This window comes from Streptomyces sp. NPDC012835, from assembly GCF_042900885.1.
Lineage (GTDB): Bacteria > Actinomycetota > Actinomycetes > Streptomycetales > Streptomycetaceae > Streptomyces.
This window is the reverse complement of the sequence record NZ_JBIBBW010000001.1, coordinates 1,703,132-1,726,660: the sequence shown is the minus strand read 5'-3', so window position 1 is coordinate 1,726,660 and position 23,529 is coordinate 1,703,132. Positions and strand designations below refer to the sequence as shown.

18 protein-coding genes and 1 riboswitch are annotated in these 23,529 nt (G+C 72.8%); of the genes, 12 read left to right on the top strand and 6 right to left on the bottom strand.

All coding sequences use genetic code 11. From position 1 onward, the window contains the following. Positions 1 to 13: 13 nt before the first annotated feature. On the bottom strand, positions 14 to 1,237 hold the full coding sequence (locus ACFY6S_RS07065; RefSeq protein WP_388823698.1) for a citrate/2-methylcitrate synthase: 1,224 nt from the start codon (positions 1,235 to 1,237) through the stop codon (positions 14 to 16). A gap of 86 nt (positions 1,238 to 1,323) precedes the next feature. Here ACFY6S_RS07065 and ACFY6S_RS07060 point away from each other — a divergent pair, with 86 nt between their 5' ends. Both ACFY6S_RS07060 and ACFY6S_RS07055 read left to right on the top strand, forming a co-directional pair. Further along, positions 1,324 to 2,487 (top strand): citrate synthase, encoded by a 1,164-nt coding sequence (locus ACFY6S_RS07060; RefSeq protein WP_388823696.1) that lies wholly within the window; start codon positions 1,324 to 1,326, stop codon positions 2,485 to 2,487. 43 nt (positions 2,488 to 2,530) lie between these two features. Beyond that, on the top strand, positions 2,531 to 3,757 hold the full coding sequence (locus ACFY6S_RS07055) for a CobW family GTP-binding protein (protein ID WP_388823694.1): 1,227 nt from the start codon (positions 2,531 to 2,533) through the stop codon (positions 3,755 to 3,757). 57 nt (positions 3,758 to 3,814) lie between these two features. On the opposite strand, the gene ACFY6S_RS07050 is transcribed toward ACFY6S_RS07055, so the two are convergent. Then, positions 3,815 to 6,265: a DNA topoisomerase (ATP-hydrolyzing) subunit A gene (locus tag ACFY6S_RS07050; RefSeq protein ID WP_388823692.1), complete on the bottom strand. Its 2,451-nt coding sequence runs from the start codon at positions 6,263 to 6,265 to the stop codon at positions 3,815 to 3,817. A 209-nt stretch (positions 6,266 to 6,474) separates the two neighbouring features. Between ACFY6S_RS07050 and ACFY6S_RS07045 the strand changes: the two genes are divergently transcribed. The 4 genes from ACFY6S_RS07045 to ACFY6S_RS07030 all read left to right on the top strand — a co-directional run bounded on the left by ACFY6S_RS07045 (position 6,475) and on the right by ACFY6S_RS07030 (position 11,284). Next, positions 6,475 to 7,836, top strand: coding sequence for a M16 family metallopeptidase (locus ACFY6S_RS07045; RefSeq protein WP_388823900.1), 1,362 nt, complete (start codon positions 6,475 to 6,477; stop codon positions 7,834 to 7,836). Positions 7,837 to 7,853: 17 nt separating this feature from the next. Continuing rightward, positions 7,854 to 9,236 (top strand): M16 family metallopeptidase, encoded by a 1,383-nt coding sequence (locus ACFY6S_RS07040; RefSeq protein WP_388823898.1) that lies wholly within the window; start codon positions 7,854 to 7,856, stop codon positions 9,234 to 9,236. A 186-nt stretch (positions 9,237 to 9,422) separates the two neighbouring features. After that, positions 9,423 to 9,595: riboswitch (cyclic di-AMP (ydaO/yuaA leader) on the top strand. 12 nt (positions 9,596 to 9,607) lie between these two features. Beyond that, positions 9,608 to 10,393, top strand: a complete 786-nt coding sequence (locus ACFY6S_RS07035; RefSeq protein ID WP_388823690.1) for a M23 family metallopeptidase — start codon at positions 9,608 to 9,610, stop codon at positions 10,391 to 10,393. Positions 10,394 to 10,594: 201 nt separating this feature from the next. Continuing rightward, on the top strand, positions 10,595 to 11,284 hold the full coding sequence (locus tag ACFY6S_RS07030) for a GntR family transcriptional regulator (protein WP_388823688.1): 690 nt from the start codon (positions 10,595 to 10,597) through the stop codon (positions 11,282 to 11,284). 122 nt (positions 11,285 to 11,406) lie between these two features. Here ACFY6S_RS07030 and ACFY6S_RS07025 read toward each other — a convergent pair whose 3' ends face one another. Together ACFY6S_RS07025 and ACFY6S_RS07020 are read right to left on the bottom strand one after the other, a co-directional pair. Continuing rightward, entirely contained in the window at positions 11,407 to 12,627 is a 1,221-nt protein-coding gene (locus ACFY6S_RS07025) for a S8 family peptidase (RefSeq protein WP_388823686.1), read from the bottom strand. A 397-nt stretch (positions 12,628 to 13,024) separates the two neighbouring features. Next, a complete protein-coding gene (locus tag ACFY6S_RS07020; RefSeq protein ID WP_388823684.1) occupies positions 13,025 to 13,306 on the bottom strand; it encodes an HPr family phosphocarrier protein in 282 nt (93 codons plus the stop codon). A gap of 152 nt (positions 13,307 to 13,458) precedes the next feature. Between ACFY6S_RS07020 and ACFY6S_RS07015 the strand changes: the two genes are divergently transcribed. The 4 genes from ACFY6S_RS07015 (at position 13,459) to ACFY6S_RS07000 (ending at position 18,803) form a co-directional block, all read left to right on the top strand. After that, on the top strand, positions 13,459 to 16,215 hold the full coding sequence (locus tag ACFY6S_RS07015) for a GNAT family N-acetyltransferase (protein WP_388823682.1): 2,757 nt from the start codon (positions 13,459 to 13,461) through the stop codon (positions 16,213 to 16,215). A gap of 71 nt (positions 16,216 to 16,286) precedes the next feature. Continuing rightward, positions 16,287 to 16,883 carry a DUF5998 family protein gene (locus ACFY6S_RS07010; RefSeq protein ID WP_388823680.1) on the top strand — a complete coding sequence of 199 codons (597 nt, stop codon included), beginning with the start codon at positions 16,287 to 16,289 and terminating at the stop codon, positions 16,881 to 16,883. Continuing rightward, the gene (locus tag ACFY6S_RS07005) at positions 16,883 to 18,079 is read left to right on the top strand and encodes an alkaline phosphatase family protein (RefSeq protein WP_388823678.1); all 1,197 of its coding nucleotides are present in this window, start codon (positions 16,883 to 16,885) and stop codon (positions 18,077 to 18,079) included. Before ACFY6S_RS07010 ends, ACFY6S_RS07005 begins: the two co-directional genes overlap by 1 nt. Before the next feature lie 82 nt (positions 18,080 to 18,161). Further along, on the top strand, positions 18,162 to 18,803 hold the full coding sequence (locus tag ACFY6S_RS07000; RefSeq protein WP_388823676.1) for a thymidine kinase: 642 nt from the start codon (positions 18,162 to 18,164) through the stop codon (positions 18,801 to 18,803). Between the two features lie 21 nt (positions 18,804 to 18,824). Here ACFY6S_RS07000 and ACFY6S_RS06995 read toward each other — a convergent pair whose 3' ends face one another. Beyond that, positions 18,825 to 19,604: a VOC family protein gene (locus ACFY6S_RS06995; RefSeq protein WP_388823674.1), complete on the bottom strand. Its 780-nt coding sequence runs from the start codon at positions 19,602 to 19,604 to the stop codon at positions 18,825 to 18,827. A 387-nt stretch (positions 19,605 to 19,991) separates the two neighbouring features. Here ACFY6S_RS06995 and ACFY6S_RS06990 point away from each other — a divergent pair, with 387 nt between their 5' ends. Beyond that, positions 19,992 to 20,825: a sulfurtransferase gene (locus tag ACFY6S_RS06990; RefSeq protein ID WP_388823672.1), complete on the top strand. Its 834-nt coding sequence runs from the start codon at positions 19,992 to 19,994 to the stop codon at positions 20,823 to 20,825. 126 nt (positions 20,826 to 20,951) lie between these two features. Here ACFY6S_RS06990 and sepH read toward each other — a convergent pair whose 3' ends face one another. Beyond that, positions 20,952 to 21,992 (bottom strand): septation protein SepH, encoded by a 1,041-nt coding sequence (gene sepH, locus ACFY6S_RS06985; protein ID WP_388823670.1) that lies wholly within the window; start codon positions 21,990 to 21,992, stop codon positions 20,952 to 20,954. A gap of 489 nt (positions 21,993 to 22,481) precedes the next feature. Here sepH and ACFY6S_RS06980 point away from each other — a divergent pair, with 489 nt between their 5' ends. After that, the gene (locus ACFY6S_RS06980; RefSeq protein ID WP_388823668.1) at positions 22,482 to 23,522 is read left to right on the top strand and encodes a hypothetical protein; all 1,041 of its coding nucleotides are present in this window, start codon (positions 22,482 to 22,484) and stop codon (positions 23,520 to 23,522) included. Positions 23,523 to 23,529 lie beyond the last annotated feature (7 nt).

Here is a 23,529-nt window from a genome sequence, read left to right as displayed (position 1 = left end):
GGGTCCCGGCCGCTCAGGGCAGATCCCTGGGCGGCCGGGGCCCGTTGTACTGCCCGCTGGGACGCATCCGCAGCGGCTGCTCCGCGTACTCCTCCAGCGCGTGCGCGATCCACCCCGCGGTGCGGGCCACGGCGAAGACCGTCTCGCCCGCCTCCGCGGGCATTCCGGCGGTCACCGACAGCACCGCGAGCGCCAGATCGACATTGGCGTGCAGCTTCACATGACGCGCGGTGGTCGCCTCCACCTCACGCGCCGCCGCCAGCACGGGACCCGCGCCGGGCAGCCCGCTCAACGCGCCGAACAGCGCCTCGGCGCGCGGGTCACGGCCCGGGTAGAGACGGTGGCCGAGCCCCGGCACCGGGCGGCCCGCGCGCAGATGGTCCGCCACCACGGCCGCGGCGCTGCCCCGCTCCAGGACCTCGGTGAGCATCCGGTGGGCCAGCCCGCTGGCCGCGCCGTGCAGCGGTCCGTCGAGCGCGCCGAGTCCGGCGGAGACCACGGCGTACGGATGGGCGCGGGCGCTCGCCGCGACCCGCACGGCGAGGGTCGACGCCGCCAGATCGTGGTCGATGAGCAGGGAGAGCGCCATGTCCAGGGCGCGTACGCCCGCTTCACCGGCGGGCTGTTCCGTCAGCCTCGGCCACAGCCGCCCGGCCAGCCGGGCGTCCCCGCCCTGCGGCCGTCCCCGCGCGGGAAGCGCGTCGACCAGGGTGGGGATGAGCGTACGGGCGGTGGCCAGCACGGCGTCGGCGGAGAGGTCGAAGCGCAGCGGATCGGCGACCGCCGCCGCGATCGCGGCCACCCGGAGCCGGTCCGTCGAGCCGCTGTACGGGGGAAGCGCCGCGACCGCGTGCCGGGCGGCGGCGAGCGCCTCGGCGGGGGCGGTGAACCGGATCCCCGGCCGCAGGGTGCCCGTCCAGAGCCAGTCGGCGATCTCCTCGTAACGCAGCCGGCCCGCCAGTTCCGTGGCGTCGACTCCCCGGTAGTAGTACCGGTCGGTGTCGATCAGCGTGACGCCGGTCCTGATGCGCTGGAGCCCCTCGCCGCCGGCCGAGGGGCCGCGCCCGTTCCTGCGGACCAGTGCGTCGACCTCCGAGGCGTCGAAGGTGCTGCCGCGTCCGGTCGGGTCACGGCGGCTGGTGAGCTGCCCCCGGCTGACATACGCGTACACCGTCTCCGGCTTCACCCCGAGCCGCTCGGCCACCTGCCGGGTGGTGAGTCGCCGTCCGTCATCCATGCTCTCACCGTACATGTATTGATTCAATCAATATTGACACTGATCGAGTCAAGCATGGACAGTCGAATCAAGCCCAAGGAGGAATCATGCCGATCAACGGGACCACCCCCCGCCCCCTCGACGTGCCGCGCGGACTCGCGGGCGTCGTCGTCACCGACACCGCGCTCGGGGACGTCCGGGGCCGCGAGGGCTTCTACCACTACCGCCAGTACTCCGCCGTCGAGCTGGCGCACAGCCGCGGATTCGAGGACGTCTGGCACCTGATGTTCTACGGGGAGCTGCCGGACACGGCCCGCCTCGCCGCGTTCACGGCACGGACGGCCGCCCTGCGCCGGCTGCCCGAGGACGTCGCCGCCGCGCTGCCCGCCATCGCCCGGGCCTGCGCGGGATCGGGCCCGCTGGCCGGACTGCGGACCGCGCTCTCCCTGCTCGGCGCCTCGGCGGGACTGCGTCCGCTGTACGACATCGACGCGGATCACCGCCGCACGGACGCGCTCGCCGCCTGTGCCGCCGTACCCACGCTGCTGACCGCGCTGTACCGGCTCGGCCGCGGGCTGGAGCCGGTCGAGCCGCGCGACGATCTGCCGTACGCCGCCAACTACCTCCACATGCTCACCGGCGAGGAGCCGGACCCCGCGCGGGCCAGGGCCGTCGAGCGCTACCTCGTCTCCACCGTCGACCACGGCTTCAACGCCTCCACCTTCACCGCCCGGGTGATCGCCTCCACCGGCGCCGATCTCGCCGCCTGCCTCGTCGGCGCGGTCGGGGCGCTCTCCGGGCCGCTGCACGGCGGGGCGCCGAGCCGGGCCCTCGACACCCTCGACGCCATCGGGACCGCCGACCGCATCGACCCGTGGATCAGGGAGCGCGTCCTGGCGGGCGACCGGATCATGGGTTTCGGGCACCCCGTCTACCGCACCGAGGACCCGCGCTCCCGCATGCTGCGCGGGATCGCCGAGGAATTCGGCGGCCCCCTGGTCGACTTCGCCTTCCAGGTCGAGGCGCGGGTCGAGGCGATCCTCGCCGAGCTGAAGCCCGGCCGGGAGCTGCACACCAACGTCGAGTTCTACGCCGGGGTGGTGATGGAGCTGTGCGGACTGCCCCGGGCGATGTTCACCCCGACCTTCGCCGCCGCCCGGGTCGTCGGCTGGAGCGCCAATATCCTGGAGCAGGCGGAGGACTCCAAGATCATCCGCCCGGCGGCCCGCTACACGGGACCGCCCCCGCCGCAGCCGGTGCCCGCCCGCTGAGCGCGGGACCCGTACGGACCGATGGGGCACGGAGGCGGCACTCTTGAGCAGGAAACGGATCCCGGTGGTCGTGCTGACGGGATTTCTGGGATCGGGCAAGACGACGTTGCTCAACCATCTGCTGCGCCGCCGCGCCGGCAACCGGATCGCCGTGGTCGTCAATGACTTCGGCGCCATCGAGATCGACGCCATGACGGTCGCCGGCCAGGTCGGATCGACGGTCTCCCTCGGCAACGGCTGTCTGTGCTGCGCGGTCGACGCGAGCGAACTCGACGGCTACCTGGAGCGGCTCACCCGGCCCTCGGCGCGGATCGACATCATCGTCATCGAGGCGAGCGGACTGGCCGAGCCCCAGGAACTCGTCAGGATGATCATCAACGGGGACAATCCGTACACCGTGTACGGCGGGCTGATCCAGGTGGTCGACGCGGCCGAGTTCGACGCCACCCGCGCACGCCACCCGGAGACGGACCGGCATGTCGCCCTCGCCGACCTGGTGGTCCTCAACAAGACCGACCGGGTCGGGGAGCCGGAGCACCGGCGCGTCCGCGCCGTCGTCGAGGAGCTGAGCCCGGGCACCCCGGTGGTCTCCGCCTCCTACGGGCGGGTCGACCCGGAGCTGCTGTTCGACGCCGCCGTCCGGTCGGACGAGGAGGAGAAGGCGCGCCAGCTCTCCTTCGAGGATCTGTACGCCGACCTGTACGAGGACCCGCGGGACGAGGACCACGGCGTCGCCGGCGACCACGGGGGGTGTGCGGGGCACGAGGGTCGTACCGGGCACGGGGCTCATCTGCACGCGGCCTACGACACCGTCTCGTTCACCGCGCGCGCACCGCTGGACCCCCGCCGGCTCATGGCCTTTCTCGACTCCCGGCCCCCCGGCCTCTACCGCATCAAGGGATTTGTCGACTTCGGCGCCGCCGACCCGGACCACCGCTACGCGCTGCACGCCGTCGGCCGTTCGCTGCGCTTCCACCCGGAGCCCTGGCCGCGCGGCGAGGAGCGGCTCACCCAGCTGGTGCTGATCGGCTCGGGCCTCGACGGTTCGCAGCGGCCGGGCGATGTCCTGATCGCGGAGTTGGAAGCCTGCGAGGACACCGCACCGGGGCCCGCCGATCCGGACGGCCGCGGCATGTGGGGCGTCCTGCGCTACGTACCCGAGGAGCTGCCCGATACCGACTCGTGGGGCGACACCGGCACCGAGGACGACCGGCCCGACGCGACGGCGTCCGGGCCCGCGCCCGAAGGCCCGGGCCCGGACGGGCCGTGACCGGGCCGGCCGCGTCGCTCGCGCACGGCCGGCCCGGTGCTGCCGTGGTCCCGCCGCTCAGAGCAGCGGGCCGGCCACGACATCGACCGCCGAGGCGAACGGCGTGCCCGAGCCGTCCCGCCGGGGATCGGGCGCCGGCAGGTCCACCGGGGTGCCGTTCTTCTTCGCGGCCTGGGCCGGGCTCGCCCCCGCCCAGGCCAGGACGAGCATGTCCTCGCCCTTCAGGAACCGGTGACAGCGCACCCCGCCGGTCGCCCGGCCCTTACGCGGATACTGATCGAACGGCGTGAGCTTGGCCGTACGCACCGAGTCGTCCAGGGTGCCGTGCGAACCGGTCACCGTGAAGACCGCCCCGTCGGCCGCCGGATCCACGGCCGTGAAGGAGATCACCGAGGCCCCCTCGGCCAGCTTGATGCCCGTCATACCGCCGGCCGCCCGGCCCTGCGGCCGCACCTGAGCGGCCTGGTAGCGCAGCAACTGGGCGTCGGAGGTGATGAACACGAGGTCCTCCTCGCCCGTCCGCAACTCGACACCGCCGACGATCCGGTCGCCCTCCCTCAGAGAGATGACCTCCAACTCGTCCTTGTTCGAGGGGTAGTCGGGCACCACCCGCTTGACCACGCCCTGGAGCGTGCCCAGGGCGAGCCCCGGGGACGACTCGTCCAGCGTCGTCAGACAGATCAGCTCCTCGTCGCCCTCCAGCGCGAGGAACTCGGTGACCGCGGCCCCGCCCGAGAGGTTGGGCGCCGACGCCGTGTCCGGCAGCCGCGGCAGATCGATCACGGAGATCCGCAGCAGACGCCCCGCCGAGGTCACCGCGCCGATGTCGCCGCGCGCCGTCGCGGGCACCGCGGACACGATCACATCGTGCTTGGTGCGCTTGCCGTCCCCGCCCTCCAGCGGTTCGCCGTTGGCCGTGCGGGCCAGCAGGCCGGTGGAGGAGAGCAGCACCCGGCACGGATCGTCCGCGACCTCCAGCGGCACCGAGGCCACCGAGGAGGAGGCGGACTCCAGCAGTACGGTGCGCCGGGGGGTGCTGAACTTCTTGGACACGGCGGCCAGTTCGGACGAGACCAGCTTGCGCAGCTCGGCATCCGAATCCAGGATCCCGGTCAGCTCGTCGATCTCGCCGTTGAGCCGGTCGCGCTCGCCCTCCAGCTCGATCCGGTCGAACCGGGTGAGCCGGCGCAGCGGCGTGTCCAGGATGTACTGCGTCTGGACGTCGCTCAGCGAGAAGTGCTCCATGAGCCGCTCCTTGGCCTGCGCCGAGTTGTCGCTGGAGCGGATCAGCCGGATGACCTCGTCGATGTCGATGAGCGCGACGAGCAGCCCCTCGACCAGATGCAGCCGGTCGCGCCGCTTGGTCCTGCGGAACTCGCTGCGCCGGCGCACCACGTCGAACCGGTGGTCGAGATAGACCTCCAGCAGCTCCTTGAGGCCCAGCGTCAGCGGCTGGCCGTCCACCAGCGCGACATTGTTGATGCCGAAGGTCTCCTCCATCGGCGTCAGCTTGTAGAGGTGTTCGAGAACGGCCTCGGGCACGAAGCCGTTCTTCACCTCGATGACCAGCCGCAGGCCGTGGGCGCGGTCCGTGAGGTCCTTGACGTCCGCGATGCCCTGGAGCTTCTTGGCGGAGACCAGGTCCTTGATCTTGGCGATCACCTTCTCGGGGCCGACCGTGAACGGCAGCTCCGTGACGACCAGGCCCTTGCGGCGGGCCGAGACGTTCTCCACGGTCGCCGTGGCCCGGATCTTGAAGGTGCCCCGGCCCTTCTCGTAGGCGTCCTTGATGCCGGTCAGTCCGACGATCCGGCCGCCGGTCGGCAGGTCGGGTCCCGGCACGAAACGCATCAGCGTCTCCAGGTCGGCGGCCGGGTGCTTGATCAGATGGCGTGCGGCCGCCACGACCTCACCGAGGTTGTGCGGCGGCATGTTCGTCGCCATGCCGACGGCGATCCCGGAGGCGCCGTTGACCAGCAGATTCGGGTAGGCGGCGGGAAGAGTGACCGGTTCCCGCTCCTGGCCGTCGTAATTCGGCTGGAAATCGACGGTGTCCTCGTCGATCGACTCGGTCATCAGTGACGTGGCGTCAGCCATCCGGCACTCGGTGTACCGCATCGCGGCCGGCGGGTCGTCGTTGCCGAGCGAGCCGAAGTTGCCATGGCCGTCGACGAGCGGCAGCCGCATGGAGAACGGCTGCGCCATGCGCACCAGGGCGTCGTAGATCGACGCGTCCCCGTGCGGGTGAAGTTTGCCCATCACCTCGCCGACGACGCGGGCGCACTTCACATAGCCGCGGTCGGGGCGCAGGCCCATTTCGTTCATCTGGTACACGATGCGGCGGTGTACCGGCTTCATACCGTCCCGGGCGTCGGGCAGGGCCCGGGAGTAGATCACCGAGTAGGCGTATTCGAGGAAGGAGCCCTGCATTTCATCGACCACGTCGATGTCGAGAATCTTCTCCTCGAAGTCCTCCGGCGGCGGGGTCTTCGTGCTGCGGCGGGCCATCGCGGCTGCGGCTCCTTCACAGGTTCTGTACGGCAACTTCTGGAACTGACGCGGACCATTGTGGACCGCGCCACTGACAACGCCGACCTCGACCCGTCGTTAGCGCGGGTGTCGGGGATGTGCGGCAGGGGAACTTCGCCAGGTGTCGGCGCGCTTGCATACAGTGGCAGGACTTCCTCCATATCGCGATCGAAGGGACGTACATGCCCATGGGTCACACGGCCACAGCGCAGGCCGGTTCCGGCGGCCTGACAGCTACTGAGCACCGCCTTGCCAACGGCTTGCGCGTGGTGCTCTCCGAGGACCACCTGACCCCGGTCGCCGCGGTCTGCCTCTGGTACGACGTCGGCTCGCGCCACGAGGTCAAGGGGCGCACGGGCCTCGCCCACCTCTTCGAGCACCTGATGTTCCAGGGCTCGGCTCAGGTGTCGGGGAACGGCCACTTCGAACTGGTGCAGGGAGCCGGCGGCTCCCTCAACGGCACCACCAGCTTCGAGCGCACCAACTACTTCGAGACCATGCCGGCCCACCAGCTGGAGCTGGCGCTCTGGCTGGAAGCCGACCGGATGGGCTCGCTGCTCGCCGCGCTCGACGAAGAGTCCATGGAGAACCAGCGGGACGTCGTCAAGAACGAGCGCCGCCAGCGGTACGACAATGTGCCATACGGTACGGCCTTCGAACGACTGACCGCACTCTCGTACCCCGAGGGCCACCCGTACCACCACACGCCGATCGGTTCCATGGCCGATCTGGACGCCGCGACGCTGGACGACGCCCGCGCGTTCTTCCGTACCAACTACGCGCCGAACAACGCGGTGCTGTCGGTCGTTGGCGACATCGACCCCGAGCGGACACTCGCCTGGATCGAGAAGTACTTCGGCTCGATCCCGTCCCACGACGGCAAGCAGCCGCCGCGCGACGGCTCGCTGCCCGAGATCATCGGCGAGGAGCTGCGCGAGGAGATCCGCGAAGAGGTCCCGGCGCGCGCGCTGATGGCCGCCTACCGGCTGCCCCACGACGGCACCCGCGAGTGCGACGCCGCCGACCTGGCGCTCACCGTGCTCGGCGGCGGGGAGTCCTCCCGGCTCCACAACCGGCTGGTGCGGCGCGACCGGACCGCGGTCGCCGCGGGCTTCGGGCTGCTGCGGCTGGCGGGCGCCCCCTCGCTCGGCTGGCTGGACGTGAAGACGTCCGGCGGCGTCGAGGTCCCCCGGATCGAGGCCGCGGTCGACGAGGAACTGGCCCGGCTCGCCGCCGAGGGCCCGACCGCCGAGGAGATGGAGCGCGCCCAGGCCCAGTTGGAGCGCGAGTGGCTGGACCGGCTCGGCACGGTCGCGGGCCGCGCCGACGAACTGTGCAGGTTCGCCGTCCTGTTCGGCGATCCGCAGCTGGCCCTGACCGCCGTCGACCGGGTGCTGGACATCACCGCGGCCGAGGTCCGGGCCGTGGCCGCCGCCCGGCTGCGCCCCGACAACCGGGCGGTACTGGTGTACGAGCCGCTCACCGCCGAGGACACCGCCGAAGCGGCCGACCAGGACGAGACCGACGACCAGGAGGGGGCGGACCAGTGACCGACGCTGCCGTGACCATGGACTTCCATCCGCAGCCGACGGCCGGCGAGGCCAGGCCGTGGGCCTTCCCCGCCCCCGGGCGCGCCACGCTCGGCAACGGGCTGACGGTGCTGCGCTGCGACCGCCCCGGCCAGCAGGTGGTGGCCGTCGAGATCAACCTCGACGCCCCGCTGGACGCCGAGCCCGCCGGACTCGACGGCGTCGCCACGATCATGGCGCGCGCGCTCTCCGAGGGCACCGACAAGCACACCGCCGAGGAGTTCGCCGCCGAGCTGGAGCGCTGCGGCGCCACGCTCGACTCGTTCGCCGACCATCCCGGGGTACGGGTCTCCCTGGAGGTCCCCGTCTCCCGGCTGCCCAAGGCGCTCGGCCTGCTCGCCGAGGCGCTGCGCGCCCCCGCCTTCTCGGACAGCGAAGTGGAGCGGCTCGTCCGCAACCGGCTGGACGAGATCCCGCACGAGAGCGCCAACCCCGGGCGGCGCGCCGCCAAGCAGCTCTCCAAGGAGCTGTTCCCCGCCTCCCTGCGCATGTCACGGCCGCGCCAGGGCACCGAGGAGACGGTGGAGCGCATCGACGCGGCGAGCGTGCGCGCCTTCTACGAGGCGCACGTACGCCCCGCCACGGCCACCGCGGTGATCGTCGGCGACCTCACCGGCGTCGATCTGGACGGGATCCTCGCCGACACCCTCGGCGACTGGGCCGGCGACACCACCGCGTCCCGGCCCGTCCCGCCCATCACCGCGGACGACACCGGCCGGGTGGTCATCGTCGACCGTCCCGGCGCCGTCCAGACCCAGCTGCTGATCGGCCGCATCGGCGCCGACCGGCACGACCGCGTCTGGGCCGCCCAGGTGCTGGGCACCTACTGCCTCGGCGGCACGCTCACCTCCCGGCTCGACCGGGTGCTGCGCGAGGAGAAGGGCTACACCTACGGCGTACGGGCCTACGGCCAGGTGCTGCGTTCCTCGGCACCCGACGCGCCGGGCGGGGCGACCGGCGCCGCGATGCTCGCCATCAGCGGCTCGGTGGATACCGCTTCGACCGGGCCCGCGCTGGAGGACCTCTGGAAGGTGCTGCGCACGCTCGCGGCCGAGGGGCTCACCGACGCCGAGCGCGACGTGGCCGTGCAGAACCTGGTGGGGGTGGCCCCGCTCAAGTACGAGACGGCCGCCTCCGTCGCCGCGACGCTCGCCGACCAGGTCGAGCAGTTCCTCCCGGACGACTTCCAGGCCCAGCTGTACGCGCGGCTGGCGAGCACCGGCACCGTCGAGGCGACGGCCGCTGTCGTCAACGCCTTCCCGGTGGACCGGCTCGTCACGGTGCTCGTCGGGGACGCCGCGCAGATCAAGGAGCCGGTCGAAGCACTCGGTATCGGCGAAGTGACGGTGGTCACCGGCTGATCCGCCCTTTCCTGGAACCCCGGCGACCTCGGTTGCCGGGGTTCCGCCTTTATGTCCGCTTCCTTGGTGAAGGCGCAGTCTGTCCTGTGGTGTATGTGACAAAACAGTCTGTCCGTTTGGTGATTGAAAGATCAGCCGCTTAGCGTCGGTCCGGCTGTTCGCCCGTTGCGCCGCATCCGTGGCATCGGACAGCCATCGCCGAGTCCCCGTCAGGCGCGAGCCCAGGGGAGCCGGGGACCCACCGTCCCTGGGGTGAATCGGACCGCCTTCGCGGGGCTCTGCCCGTGCGGAGGGGCCCGTAGGAGACCTTCCTGCTCCGAACCCGTCAGCTAACCCGGTAGGCGAGAGGGAAGGAAAGGACCAGCCACCTCATGGCGTTCACCCGTGCCACCGGGAAGCACCGTGCCCGCAGCCGAATGAGCCGCAGGGGCGCGAGCGCCGCCGGCGCCGCGACACTCACCGCCACAGGGGTCATCGGAACCCTCGCCGCCTCCCCGGCGCTCGCCGCCGACGCGCGGGCCGAGACCGCCTCGCAGACCGGCCTGAGCCAGGCCGTCGCCCTCGGCGAATCCCTCCCCGCCGTGATCGACGACCAGGCCGAGGCCCAGCGCCACGCCGCCGACCGGGCCGTCAGGATCAAGGCGGAGGCCGTCGCGAAGGCGGAGGCCAAGCGCATGGCGGAGGCCCGCGCCAAGGAGATCCGCGCGGAGCGGGAGCGCGCCGCCCGCGCGGCGGAACGCGAGCGCCTCAACACCTTCCGGCTCCCGATCGCGGGCTCGTACATCACCACCGGGTACCGCACCGGCGGCTCGCTGTGGTCCTCCGGCAGCCACTCGGGCGTCGACTTCCGCGCCGCCACCGGCACTTCCGTCGTCGCCGTCGGCGCGGCCACCGTGGTCGAGGCCGGCTGGGGCGGCTCGTACGGCAACAACATCGTGCTGCGGATGAGCGACGGCACCTACACCCAGTACGGCCACCTCTCCTCCATCGCCGTCTCGGTCGGCCAGAGCGTCGCCGCCGGAGAGCGGATCGGCCTCTCGGGCGCCACCGGCAACGCCACCGGCCCGCATCTGCACTTCGAGGCGAGGACCGGTCAGGAGTACGGCACCGACATGGACCCCGCCGCGTATCTGCGCGCGCACGGCGTCAGCGTCTGACGACGCGCCCCGCGCCCCGGCCGTCGCCCGGCCGGGGCGCGGGGCGCCTCCTGACCGGCCGCCCGCCCCGGTCCGCCGCCGTTGGCCAAAAGATATCCATGGATTTCGGGCACCCTTCGGAAATTCGCGTTGGTTGCAATAGAGTCACGGAACAGGCGTCAATCGGCTGCGTTTCGCGCGGATTAAGGCGGAGGTTCGGACATGCGCATTCCCGCGCACTCGGTATGCACGGCGATTCGCGACGACATCGTCTCCGGTCTGTTCGAGCGGGGCAGCAGACTCACCGAGGAACACCTGGCGCGGCGCTACGGCGTCTCCCGCGTCCCGGTGCGGGAGGCCCTGCGCACGCTGGAGTCGGAGGGCTTCGTGACCACGCGCCGCCATGTCGGCGCCTGTGTGGCCGAGCCCTCGGAGCAGGAGGCGGCGGACCTCCTGGAGGTACGGCTGCTGCTGGAGCCGCTGGGCGCGGCGCGAGCCGCCCAGCGCCGCACGGAGGCGCATCTCAAGGTCCTGCGCGGCCTGGTCAGGCTGGGGCAGGAGCGGGCCAGACGCGGCCAGGGCGAGGACCTGCGCTCGCTCGGGGCCTGGTTCCACGAGACCCTCGCCCAGGCGTCCGGCAGCCCGGCGCTCACCGCGCTGCTCACCCAGCTGCGGCACAAGATCGCCTGGATGTACGTGGTCGAGCAGCCCGCCCGCCCCGTGGAGTCCTGGGCCGAGCACGGCGCGATCGTGGACGCGGTGGCGCGCGGCGACGCCGAGCGGGCCCGGGCCCTGACGGCGCTGCACGCGGAGCGGACCGCCACGGCGCACCGGCTCCGCCGCCCGGAGCGCGGCCGGGAAAAGGTGAGGGCTTCGCAACATGCCGTAAACATCGCGAGTGCTCCGCATTAACAATCACGCCGTATACAAAGACATGAATTCCATGGGGGATCTCTCTTTGCCGCTGCGCGGATAAAAAGGAGCCGTGGTCCACAGAATTCCGTGGACCACGGCTCGGTCACGCTGTCACGCTGTTAGGAAATGAGCCTCAGCAGCAGGTTGGGCGAACCGGTGCCGACGCCGGTGAGCACGCCGGAGGTGGCTCCGCCGGTCAGCGCGCTGAGCACCGCGGCGGGGGTGGCGCTGGTGTGGCCCGCCAGGTAGACGGCGGCGGCGCCCGCCACGTGCGGGGTGGCCATCGAGGTGCCGGAGAGCGTGGCGGTGGCCGTGTCGCTGGTGTTGTAGCCGGCGAGGATGGACGAGCCGGGCGCGAAGATGTTCACGGCGGGGCCGTAGTTGGAGTAGCTGGCCCTGGCGTCCGTACTGGTGGTGGCGCCCACGGTGATCGCGGTGGCGACCCGGGCCGGCGAGTAGGACGACGCCAGGGCGCCGTTGTTGCCCGCCGCGACCGCGTAGCTGACGCCGGAGGCGATCGAGTTGGCGACCGCGTTGTCGAGCGTGGTGCTGGCGCCGCCCCCGAGGGACATGTTGGCGACGGCAGGCTTGACGGCGTTGTTGGTGACCCAGTTGATGCCCGCGATCACGCCGGCGGTCGTACCGGAACCGCTGCTGTCGAGCACCTTGACCGCCACGACCTTGGCCGACTTGGCCACGCCGTAGGTGCTGCCCGCGATCGTGGTGGCGACGTGGGTGCCGTGGCCCTGGTCGTCGTTGGCGGAGGTGGTGCCGGTGATCGCGTTGTAGCCGTACGAGGCCCGGCCGCTGATCTGTGTGTGGGTGATGCGCACGCCGGTGTCGATGACGTAGGCGGTCACCCCGGAGCCCGCCGTGTCCGGGTAGGTGTACGTGCCGCTGAGCGGCAGGGCGGCCTGGTCGATCCGGTCCAGACCCCAGGGGGCGCTGGACTGGGTCGCGTCGATCTGGACCTTCTGGTCCTGCTCGACCAGGGCGACCGCCGGGTCGGCGGCGAGGCGCTTGGCCTGCGTCTCGGTGAGCTTGGCCGCGTAGCCGTTGAGCGCGCCGTCGAACGTACGGGCGACCTTGCCGCCGTACTCGGAGACGAGGCCCTTGCCCGCCGCCGAGGCCGCGGAGAAGCCGGCCGCTTCCTTGAGCGTGACGATGTAGCTGCCCTTGACCGCGGTGGGGGACCCGGCGTGCAGGACCTTCCCCTCGGCCGGCGCGGCGTGGGCGGGGAGCGCCGCGCCCGTGCCGAGCAGCGCGACGGCGGCGGCCGCCGCGATCGCGGTCGCCAATCTGCGCCGGGTGGAGCGGTTGGTGTCACGTATGACTGTCATCGCGGGGGGTTCCTCCTCGGTGAATGGGCGCGCGGCAAGGTGGGGTGCGCGCCGATCAGGGAAGTGCATGGGTGTGCGCATGCGAAAACCGGAGGTGTGATGTTCACCTACCGGCCGGTTCAAGATTGCAGCAACTACCCGTGTAGAACAAGAGAGTTGGCCACTTGTCATATCCCTGACATGAAGAGGAAACGGATCCTTCGCGTATCAATGGATCCTTCGCGTATCAGGGGTCGCACCGCTCACACGGGCCCCGAAGGGAGCGGGCGGCACTGACCTCGGCACGGCCCGGCGCCCCGGAACCGCGCGCGACGCACCACCGCTCCCGCACCGCCGGGACGACGGCGGATACGGGAGCGGTGGTGGAACCCGGGGGCGAGCGGGTCGCCCGGAGGTCTCAGACGGTCTCGGGCAGCTCGTCGAGCCCCTCGGCGACCAGCTTCGCCAGCCGGTCGAGAGCCGCCTCGGCGCCCTCCGCCTCGGAGGCGAGCACGATCTCCTCGCCGCCCTGCGCGCCCAGACCGAGCACGGCGAGCATCGAAGCGGCGTTGACCGGGGTGCCCTCGGCCTTCGCGATCGTCACGGGCACGCCGGCGGCCGTGGCGGCGCGGACGAAGATGGAAGCGGGACGGGCGTGCAGGCCCTCGGCCCAGCCGACATTGACGCGGCGCTCAGCCATGGTGTTGCCCTTCGAGTCTAAAAAGTCTTAAAAACGGTGTCTGATCCAGACTCTCACGTGTGAAGGGGCGCACTCCCGCCGCCCCCGACCGGGGCCGCCCGAACGCCCTCCGGGGGCCGCGCCCCGGCGCCGGGCCGCCGTAGGATCGGTTCATGGAGCCGCCGCCGGACCACGCGTACCCCGCCCACTGGGAGGCGGACGTGGTGCTGCGCGACGGAGGCACCGCCCGGATCAGGCCGATCACCACCGCTGACGCGCGGCGGCTGGTCAGCTTCTACGAACAGGTCTCCGACGAGTCGAAGTACTACCGCTTCTTCGCCCCCTACCCGCGCCTCTCCGACAAGGACGTGCACCGCTTCACCCACCACGACTACGTGGACCGGGTGGGCCTCGCGGTGACGGTGGGCGACGAGTTCATCGCGACCGTACGGTACGACCGCATCGACCCGCGTGGACTGCCCGCCTCCGCCCCCGCCGACGAGGCGGAGGTCGCGTTCCTCGTGCAGGACGCGCACCAGGGGCGCGGGGTCGCCTCCGCCCTGCTGGAACACATCGCCGCGGTCGCCCGCGAGCGCGGCATCCGGCGCTTCGCGGCCGAGGTGCTGCCCGCCAACGGCAAGATGATCAAGGTGTTCCGGGACGCCGGCTACACGCAGAGACGCAGCTTCGAGGACGGTTCCGTACGGCTGACCCTCGACCTCGAACCCACCGCCGAGTCCCTGGCCGTACAGCGCGGCCGGGAGCAGCGGGCGGAGGCGCGCTCGGTGCAGCGCCTGCTCACCCCCGACTCCGTCGCCGTCGTCGGCACCGGCCGCGCGCCCGGCGGCGTCGGCCGCACCGTGCTCGCCAACCTGACCGGCGCGGGTTTCACCGGCCGCGTGTACGCGGTCAACCGCGCCTTCCCCGAGGACCGGCACCGGATCGACGGCGTCCCGGCCTTCCGCTCGGTCGCCGCGATCGGCGAGCCCGTCGACCTCGCGGTCGTCGCCGTCCCCGCCGAGCGGGTGCCGGAGGCCATCGCCGACTGCGGTCGCCACGGGGTCAGGGGAGTGGTGGTCCTCTCCGCCGGTTACGCGGAGAGCGGCGCCGAGGGCCGCGCCCGCCAGCGCGAACTGGTGCGCCAGGCCCGCTCGTACGGGATGCGCGTCATCGGCCCCAACGCGTTCGGGGTCATCAACACGGCGGCCGCCGTCCGGCTCAACGCCTCCCTCGCGCCCCGGCCGCCCGACCACGGCCGGATCGGGCTGTTCACGCAGTCGGGCGCGATCGGCATCGCCCTGCTCGCCGGACTGCACCGGCGCGGCGCCGGGCTGTCGTCCTTCATCTCCGCGGGCAACCGCGCGGACGTCTCCGGCAACGACATCCTCCAGTACTGGTACGAGGACCAGGACACCGATGTCGCCCTGCTCTACCTCGAATCCATCGGCAACCCGCGCAAGTTCACCCGGCTGGCCCGGCGTACGGCGGCCGTGAAGCCGGTCGTCGTCGTCAAGGGGGCGCGCCACAGCGGCAGCGAGCCGCCGGGCCACGCGGTCCCGGTGACCCGCATCCCGGACGCCACCGTCTCGGCGCTGCTGCGGCAGGCGGGCGTGATCCGGGTCGACACGGTCACCGAGATGGTCGACGTGGGCCTGCTGCTCGCCTGCCAGCCGCTTCCCGCCGGGCCGCGCGTCGCCATCCTCGGCAACTCCGAGTCCCTCGGTCTGCTCACCTACGACGCCTGCCTCACGGAGGGCCTGCGCCCGCTGCCGCCCCGCGACCTGACCGCCGCCGCCACACCCGCCGACTTCCGCGCCGCCCTGGCCGAGGCCCTCCGCGACCGGGCGTGCGACGCGGTGGTCGTGACGGCCATCCCCCACGTCGGGGAGAGCGGCGCCACGACGGCCGCGGCCGGTGACGCCCTCGCCGCCGCCCTGCGCGAGGCGGCCCTCGACGCCCCGGCGAAGCCGGTCGCCGTGGTGCACCTGGAGATCGGCGGCCTGGCCGAGGCGTTGTCGGCGCCGCCGGGGGACCCGCACGAGGGACGGGCCGACGGCCGCGTCCCCGCGTACCCCGCCGCCGAGCGGGCCGTGAGAGCCGTCGCTGAGGCCGTCGGGTACGCGCAGTGGCGGCGGCAGGCGGCCGAGCCCGGCAAGGTGCCGGAATTCCTCGAAGAGGCCATCGACGAGCACGCCGCCGCCGCCCTGATCGAGCGGCTGCTGGGCCGGGCGACCGATCCGCACGGGGTGCCGCTGGCGCCCGGCGACGCGCGGGACCTGCTGGCGCTCTACGGCATTGCGGTACGGCCCGCCCGTCCCGCGCCCACCCCCGACGAGGCCGTGGCCGCCGCCGCGGATCTCGGCTATCCCGTCGCGCTCAAGACGACCGCGCCGCATCTGCGCCACCGCTCGGACCTCGGCGGCGTACGGCTCGACCTCGCCGACGAGGCACAACTGCGCCTCGCCTACCGCGAGCTGACCGGCGCCCTCGGCACCCCGGCCGAGCTACGGCCCGTGGTGCAGGCCATGGCGCCGCGCGGGGTGGACACCGTCGTACGGGCCGCCATCGACGCGGCGGCGGGCGCCGTGCTCTCGTTCGGGCTCGCGGGCGCGCCCTCCGAGCTGCTCGGCGACCTCGCCCACCGGCTCGTGCCCGTCACCGACCGCGACGCCGCCGAGCTGATCCGGTCGATCAGGACCGCCCCGCTGCTGTTCGGCTGGCGCGGCTCGGCGCCCGTCGACACCCCGGCCCTGGAGGAGCTGTTGCTGCGCGTCTCCCGGCTGGTCGACGACCACCCCGAGATCGTCTCCGTCACCCTGGAGCCCGTGGTCGTCGCGGCGTACGGCCTGTCCGTGCTCGGCGCGAGCGTCCGCCTCGCTCCACCGCCCGCCCGCGACGACCTCGGCCCGCGCCGGCTGCCCAGCTACTGAGGCGGCGGAGCACCCACGACCTCCCGCACGGGCGTCTCCGGCAGCCATCCGGCCACCGTAGGATGGCTTCCATGGCGAAGACCGGTACGACGACCCAGGGGCTGCGCACGGCTATCGAGCGCAGCGGCTACTACCCGGCTCTCGTGGCCGAGGCGGTGGAGGCCGCTGTCGGCGGCGAGCCGATCACGTCGTACGTGGTGCACCAGGAGACCACCTTCGACGCCAACGAGGTACGCCGGCATGTCACCGTCCTCGTGCTGACGGCCCACCGCTTCATCGTCAGCCACACCGACGAGCAGGCCGCCGACTCCAGCTCCCCGACCCCCTACGCCACCACCTCCACCGAATCGGTCAAGATCGATCGCATCTCGTCGGTCGTGGTCAGCCGGGTGGTCGCCAACCCCGAGGCGTACAAGCCCGGCACGCTGCCGCGCGAGGTCGTGCTCACCATCGGCTGGGGCGCGGTCTCCCGGATCGACCTGGAGCCCGCCGCCTGCGGCGACCCCAACTGCGAGGCCGACCACGGCTACACGGGCAGCTCCACCGCCGACGATCTGAGCCTGCGCGTGAGCGAGGCCGGCGACGGCCCCGACACCGTCCGTCAGGCGCTCGCCTTCGCCCAGGCACTGTCCGAGGCCACCGCCGCCACCGCGGCGGCCGGCCGCTGATGGCTTCCCCGCACCTCTGGCAGGACCCCGTCCCGCTCGACCTCGCCACCGCGCCGCTGCCCGAGTACGGCAGCGGCTCGCTCGCCGACCTGCTGCCCACCCTCGCGGCCGGCCAGGGCGTACCGGATCTGACCGTCACCCTTCCCGAACTGACCCCGGCCGACCGCAACTGCGTCTTTCTGATAGACGGTCTCGGCTGGGAACAGATCAAGGCGCACCCGGACGAGGCGCCGTACCTCACGTCCCTGCTGGGCACGTCGCGCGGCAACACCGGCCGCCCCCTCACCGCGGGCTTCCCCGCCACCACCGCGACCTCGCTGGCCTCGGTCGGCACCGGGCTGCCGCCCGCCGCGCACGGACTACCCGGCTACACCGTCCGCGACCCGGCGACCGGCGCGCTGATGAACCAGCTGCGCTGGAAGCCGTGGACCGATCCGCACGTCTGGCAGCCGTATCCGACCGTCTTCCAGCTGGCCGACGCGGCGGGCGTCCACACCGCCCAGGTGTCGGCGCCCGCCTTCCAGCACACCCCGCTCACCAGGATCGCGCTCAGCGGCGGCACCTTCTTCGGCCGGCTCTCCGGCGAGGAGCGGATGGACCTGGCCGCCGAGCAGCTCGCCGCTGGGGACCGGTCGCTGGTCTACACGTACTACAGCGAGGTCGACGGCAAGGGACACCGCTTCGGCATCGACTCCGACGCCTGGCGCGGTCAGCTCATGTACGTCGACCGGCTCGTCCAGCGCCTCGCCGAGCAGCTGCCGCCCCGCACCGCGCTCTATGTGACCGCCGACCACGGCATGATCGACATCCCGTTCGACGAGCGGTCCCGCATCGACTTCGACGAGGACTGGGAGCTGAGCGCCGGGGTCGCCCTGCTGGGCGGCGAGGGCCGGGCCCGGCACGTCTACGCCGTACCCGGCGCGGCGGCCGACGTCCTCACCGTCTGGCGCGAGGTGCTCGGCGAGCAGTTCTGGGTGGCGAGCCGTGACGAGGCGATCGCGGCGGGCTGGTTCGGCCCGCCCGGCGCGATGGACGAGCGGGTGTACGGGCGGATCGGCGACGTCGTCGCCGCCGCCCATGACGACGTGGTCGTCACCGCGTCCCGGCGGGAGCCGCACGAGTCCGCGATGGTCGGCATGCACGGCTCGATGACCCCCGTGGAACAACTCGTTCCACTCCTCGAAGTACGCTCTTAGCCGCCGCCCGGAACTCCGCCACCGCGCGGTCCGCCCCGCCCCCGGCGGCGCGGCCACCCACCCGAAAGGCCGTCACTCCCTCATGCCAGAGCTGGTGTTCTTCTCCGGAACGATGGACTGCGGAAAGAGCACCCTCGCTCTGCAGATCGAGCACAACCGCTCCACGCGCGGACTCCAGGGCATGATCTTCACCCGGGACGACCGGGCGGGCGAGGGCAAGCTCTCCTCCCGGCTCGGTCTGGTCACCGACGCCGTCGAGGCGGCGGACGGCTTCGACTTCTACGCGTATCTGGTGGACCGGCTCTCCCAGGGCGGCCGGTGCGACTACGTCATCGCCGACGAGGCGCAGTTCCTCGCCCCCGAACAGATCGACCAGCTCGCGCGTGTCGTGGACGACCTGGACCTGGACGTCTTCGCCTTCGGCATCACCACCGACTTCCGTTCCAAACTCTTCCCCGGCTCGCAGCGGCTCGTGGAGCTGGCCGACCGGGTCGAGGTCCTTCAGGTCGAGGCGCTGTGCTGGTGCGGCGCGCGCGCCACGCACAACGCCCGTACGGTCGGCGGCGCCATGGTGGTCGAAGGGGCGCAGGTGGTCGTCGGGGACGTCCACCACAGCGGTGACGAGGTCGGCTACGAGGTGCTGTGCCGCCGCCACCACCGGCGCCGGATGACGGCGGCCACCGCGCGGGCCGCCGCCCTCTCGCCCGACGTGCTGCCCGTCTGACCCGGAGCGGGAAAGGCGAGGTCAGACGACCGGGTCCGACTGAACTATCGTGAAGACCGCGCCCTCCGGGTCGGTGACCGTCGCGTGCCGCCCCGTCGGACCCTCGCGCGGCGGCTGGGTCACCTGACCGCCCAGCTGGGTCACCAGCCGCGTGGCCGCGTCGGTGTCGTCCACCTCGAAGTACGTCATCCAGTGCGAGCCGAGTTCGCGGTTGAGCGCCCGGCCCATCCCGTGCAGCGAGGCGACGGGACGCCCCGCCAGGCGCAGTGTCTGGAAATCGAGATCGGCGGAGACGGTCGCCTCCACGTCGTAGCCGAAGACGGCCTGGTAGAACTTGCCGACGGTGGAGGTCTCGCGGGTGATCAGCTCGTTCCAGACCGGTGTGCCGTGCGCCCCGTACTCCGCCGTCCCGGTGTGCGCCGCCGCCTGCCAGATCCCGAAGACCGAGCCCGCCGGGTCCGAGGCTATGGCCATCCGGCCGGCCTCGGCCGCGTCCAGGGGGCCGACGCCGACCGTGCCGCCGCAGCTCCTGATCGTCCCGGCCGTCAGATCCGCGTCGTCCGTCGCCAGATAGGTCATCCACGCGATCGGCAGCCGGCGGTCGGGCGGCAACTGGCCGATGCCCGCGATCTCCTTGCCGTCCCGCAGACCGCGGACGTACGGTCCGAGTTGCTGGGGCCCGGGGACGAACTCCCAGCCGAACAGCGCGTGGTAGAACTCCTCGGTCGCGGCAAGGCCGTGCACCATCAGACTCACCCAGCAGGGCGTGCCGGGTTGACGCCGGATCGCAGCCTCGGTCATCGTCACTCTCTCCTCGGACCTTTCGTGGTGGCCGTGCGGGGGCCCGGGCGGCAGCGCGGCGATCGGCCGCGCGCGCCCGAGGTTCTGTCCTGGCGGGCTCGCCGGGCCGGGACAGGACGAGCAGATGCTCGCACCCACCGGCCCGCGCCGCTCCGGGGCCGCGCCGCTCTTGGCGGGATCTCGATCCGCTGTTTACCGTCCGTTTCTCCACCGTTACGGGCGTACCGTTCCTGCGGGCCGATCCGCGACGTCCCGCCCGGCCGGCGGTGTTCGGAACGGGCCCGTGCGGACGGTGCTCTCCCGTGAGCGCGGGAACCACTCCGTGGGGCGGGCGTTCCGGGCGTCGGGCGCCACGCCGCGTACCCCTCCTGCGAGAGGATGGCGTCCATGACAGCCATCATCACCGCAGCCGAACTCTCCGGCGAGTCGGCCGGTCCGCGCCCGCCGGTCCTGCTCGACGTCCGCTGGCGACTGGGCGGGCCGCCCGGCCGTCCGGAGTACGAGGCGGGTCATCTGCCGGGCGCCGTATACGTGGATCTCGATACGGAGCTGGCGGGCCCGCCCGGCGCGGGCGGCCGGCATCCGCTGCCCGACGTGGCCGCCTTCGGCGCGGTGATGCGCCGCGCCGGGGTCTGCGACGACCGGCCGGTCGTCGTGTACGACGGCGGGCAGGGCTGGGCGGCGGCCCGCGCCTGGTGGCTGCTGCGCTGGACCGGCCACCCGGACGTCCGGGTCCTGGACGGCGGTCTCGCCGCCTGGACGGGCCCGCTGACCACCGAGCGCCCCGCCCCGGCCGAGGGCGACTTCCGCCCGGTCCCCGGCGCGCTGCCGGTGCTGGACGCGGACGGCGCCGCCGCCCTGGCCCGCGACGGGCTGCTGCTGGACGCGCGCGCGGCCGAGCGCTACCGGGGCGATGTCGAGCCGATCGACCGCGTGGGCGGCCATGTGCCCGGCGCGCTGTCGGCGCCCACCACGGAGAACGTGGCCGAAAACGGCACCTTCCTCCCGGCCGGGGCTCTCGCGGCCCGATTCGAGGCGCTGGGCGCCACCGCCGCCACCGAAGGGGGAGTCGGCGTCTACTGCGGCTCCGGCGTCTCCGGCGCCCACGAGGTGCTGGCCCTGGAGATCGCGGGCGTCCCGGCGGCGCTCTACGCGGGCTCCTGGTCGCAGTGGTCGGCGGACGAGTCGCGCCCGGTCGCCAAGGGCCCCGACCCCGGCTGACCGTCCCGGGCCGGACATCCCGAGGGGCCCGTACCCACCGCGCGGTGGGTACGGGCCCCTCGGTCCGCGTACGTGGGGAACGCCGGCCCCGGTCCCGCGAGCCCGGCGACGCCCGGACGGAAGACGCTAGTCCTGTTTCTTCCGGCGCGTCCCGAACACGATCTCGTCCCAGCTGGGCACCGCCGCCCGGCGGCCCGGACGCACGCCGTCCGCTTCCGCCTGGCGGTCCGTCGTACCGGTCAGCCGGTCGCGGTGACCGGCCACCGAGCGCGGCATGAGCACATCCGCGTACGCCGACCCGGCGCCGGCCGAGGCGGCGGGCGCCACCGGCTCCTCGTCGGCCTCCGGGTCCTCGTCCTCGTCGGTGTCCTGGGGCTCGGCGGGCGCCGGGCGGTCGGGTACGACCATGTCGCCCCGGAAGCTCGGCACCGCCTCCAGCAGGCTGGTCAGCGAGTCGCGTTCGCTCGTCTCGTCCGGGTCGGGCGCGGTGGGCCGTTCCATCGGCCGGTCGAGGGAACGATCCAGCGGACGGTCCCGCGGCAGCCGCGCGATCCTCGGTACGAAGGGGAAGCTCGGCTCCTTCGCGGTGACCGTGTCGTCCGTGTCGCCGATCAGCGCGCGCGCCTCGTCGTCGACGGCCTGGACGAGCCGCCGGGGCGGGTCGTACGTCCAGCTCGCCGAGTGGGGCTCGCCCGCGACCAGATAGACGAGCAGGACTTCCCAGGTGCCGTCGTCGCGGCGCCAGGAGTCCCACTGCACGGTCTCCCTTTCGGCGCCGCGCAGCGTCAGCCGCTCCTGGACGGCCTCGCCCAGCTGGGGCCCGGTGTTCTCACCGGGCCGGCGCACGGCCGTCTTCCTGGCCCGCTCCGCCATGAAGGCGCGTTCGGCGAGGACGGGGCCCTCGAAGCGGCGGACCCGGTCCACCGGGATACCGGCGTGCTGGGCCACCTCCTCGGCCGAGGCGCCCGCTCTTATCCGCGCCTGGATGTCGCGGGGCCTGAGATGGCTCTCCACCTCGATCTCGATCTGACCGAGCCGGGCGCGGTCATTGCGCACGGCGGCGCGCAGCCGCTCGTCGATCGGAAGTGTGTACTCCGTGCTGTCGGCAGCCTTGAGCACCAGTCGTGTGCCGTCGTTGGAGACGGCCACGACACGCAGTTCGGGCATGGGGACCTCCCGGGTGGTGCCTGCCGACGTCACGTGCGTCGCTGCTTCCGCTAGTCGAGTGTGACCTGCCCGGGTGCAGCCTGCCACAACCTTTCCGTGCTGCCCGGCGTGTCGGGCATGCGCCCTGGATCGCCGATGGCACGGTTACCTTTTTTTGCGACGCAGGGTGACGATACCCGTCACTCCGTGCAGCAGGCGACCGCGCGGTGCCACAGCTCCACCGGATCGAGTGCCACGTTCGGCCCCCTTCCCGTAGGTCCCGGTCACCCGTGAGGGAGTCCGGCCCCAGGGCTCGCCACAGTACTCCATTCGGGCCACGTGGGTGGACCGGCGCGCCGTCCAAGTTCTCTCCGCACAGGGGAGTTGACCTGCCGGGCCGCGCTCCGGGGGTGTCCTGCTTCACAGAATCAGCGGAATCGGAACTATCCGTTTCGCCCAGGTGTCTCTTCCTGGTGCAAGGTGGGACAGATGGGCAAGCAGGGGCAGTGAATGGATCAGAGGCCGGACAGCGGTACGCGAGCGAAGGCGGAGGAGGGCGGAACGGGTGCGGTACGGGGAACGGACGACAAGGAGCGTCGGCTCGAACTGAGCGTGCCGCAGGTGGCGGGCAGCGCGCTCGCCGCCGTCGCGGCGGCGGTGCTCGCCTCCCAGCTCGGCGTGTACGGCACGATCATCGGCGCGGGCGTGGTGAGCGTGGTGGCCACCTGCGGCGGTTCGGTCTTCCAGCATCTGTTCCGGCGCACCGGTGAACAGATACGGGTCGTCACGGTCCAGGCGCGGCCGGGCGGTCGGCAGGTACCCGTACCGCCCGAACTGTCCGTTTGGCCGGAGTCGCCCATCCGGTCCGAGCCGGCGGTGACGCGGGGCCTCGCCCGGCCGGACGGCGCGGAAGCGCAAGAACCGGACGGCGCGGAAGCGCCGGAGGACGACGACGCCTCCGACGAGTTCGGCGCGCCGACGACCCACGGCACCCGGGCCCGCGGCTGGAAGCGTCCGGTGCTCGCCGCCGCGGTCGTCTTCCTGGTCGCCATGGCCGGTATCACCGGATACGAACTGATCGCCGGTCAGGACCTGAACGGCAACAAGGGCACCACCGTCGGATACGCCGTCAGCGGCGGCAGCCGTTCCACGCCGTCGAGCACCCCCTCGGACGCGCCGGAGCCCGGTCAGGGACGGTCGTCGGACGGCCGGACCCCGGACGGCGCCGGTACGCAGTCCGCGGCCTCGCCCGGCACCGGGGAGAGCCCCGGCACCGGGCAGGAGGACGGCAGCGGCGCGTCGTCGGACCCGTCCACCGCTCCGTCGGGCACCGGCGACACCGGCGGCTCCGGATCGTCCGGTACGGACCCGGCGCCGGCCCCCACCCCCTCCGGCAGCGCCGGCTCCGCGACGAGCGACACCGGAAGCGGCGGTTCCGCCAACGGTGGTTCCACGGGCGACGGTTCCACCGAGGACGGTTCCCCGGGCGGCGGCGACAGCGGCGCCACCGGTCAGGACGACGGCTCCGGTGCGTCCGGCACCGGCCGCTGACCGCCGT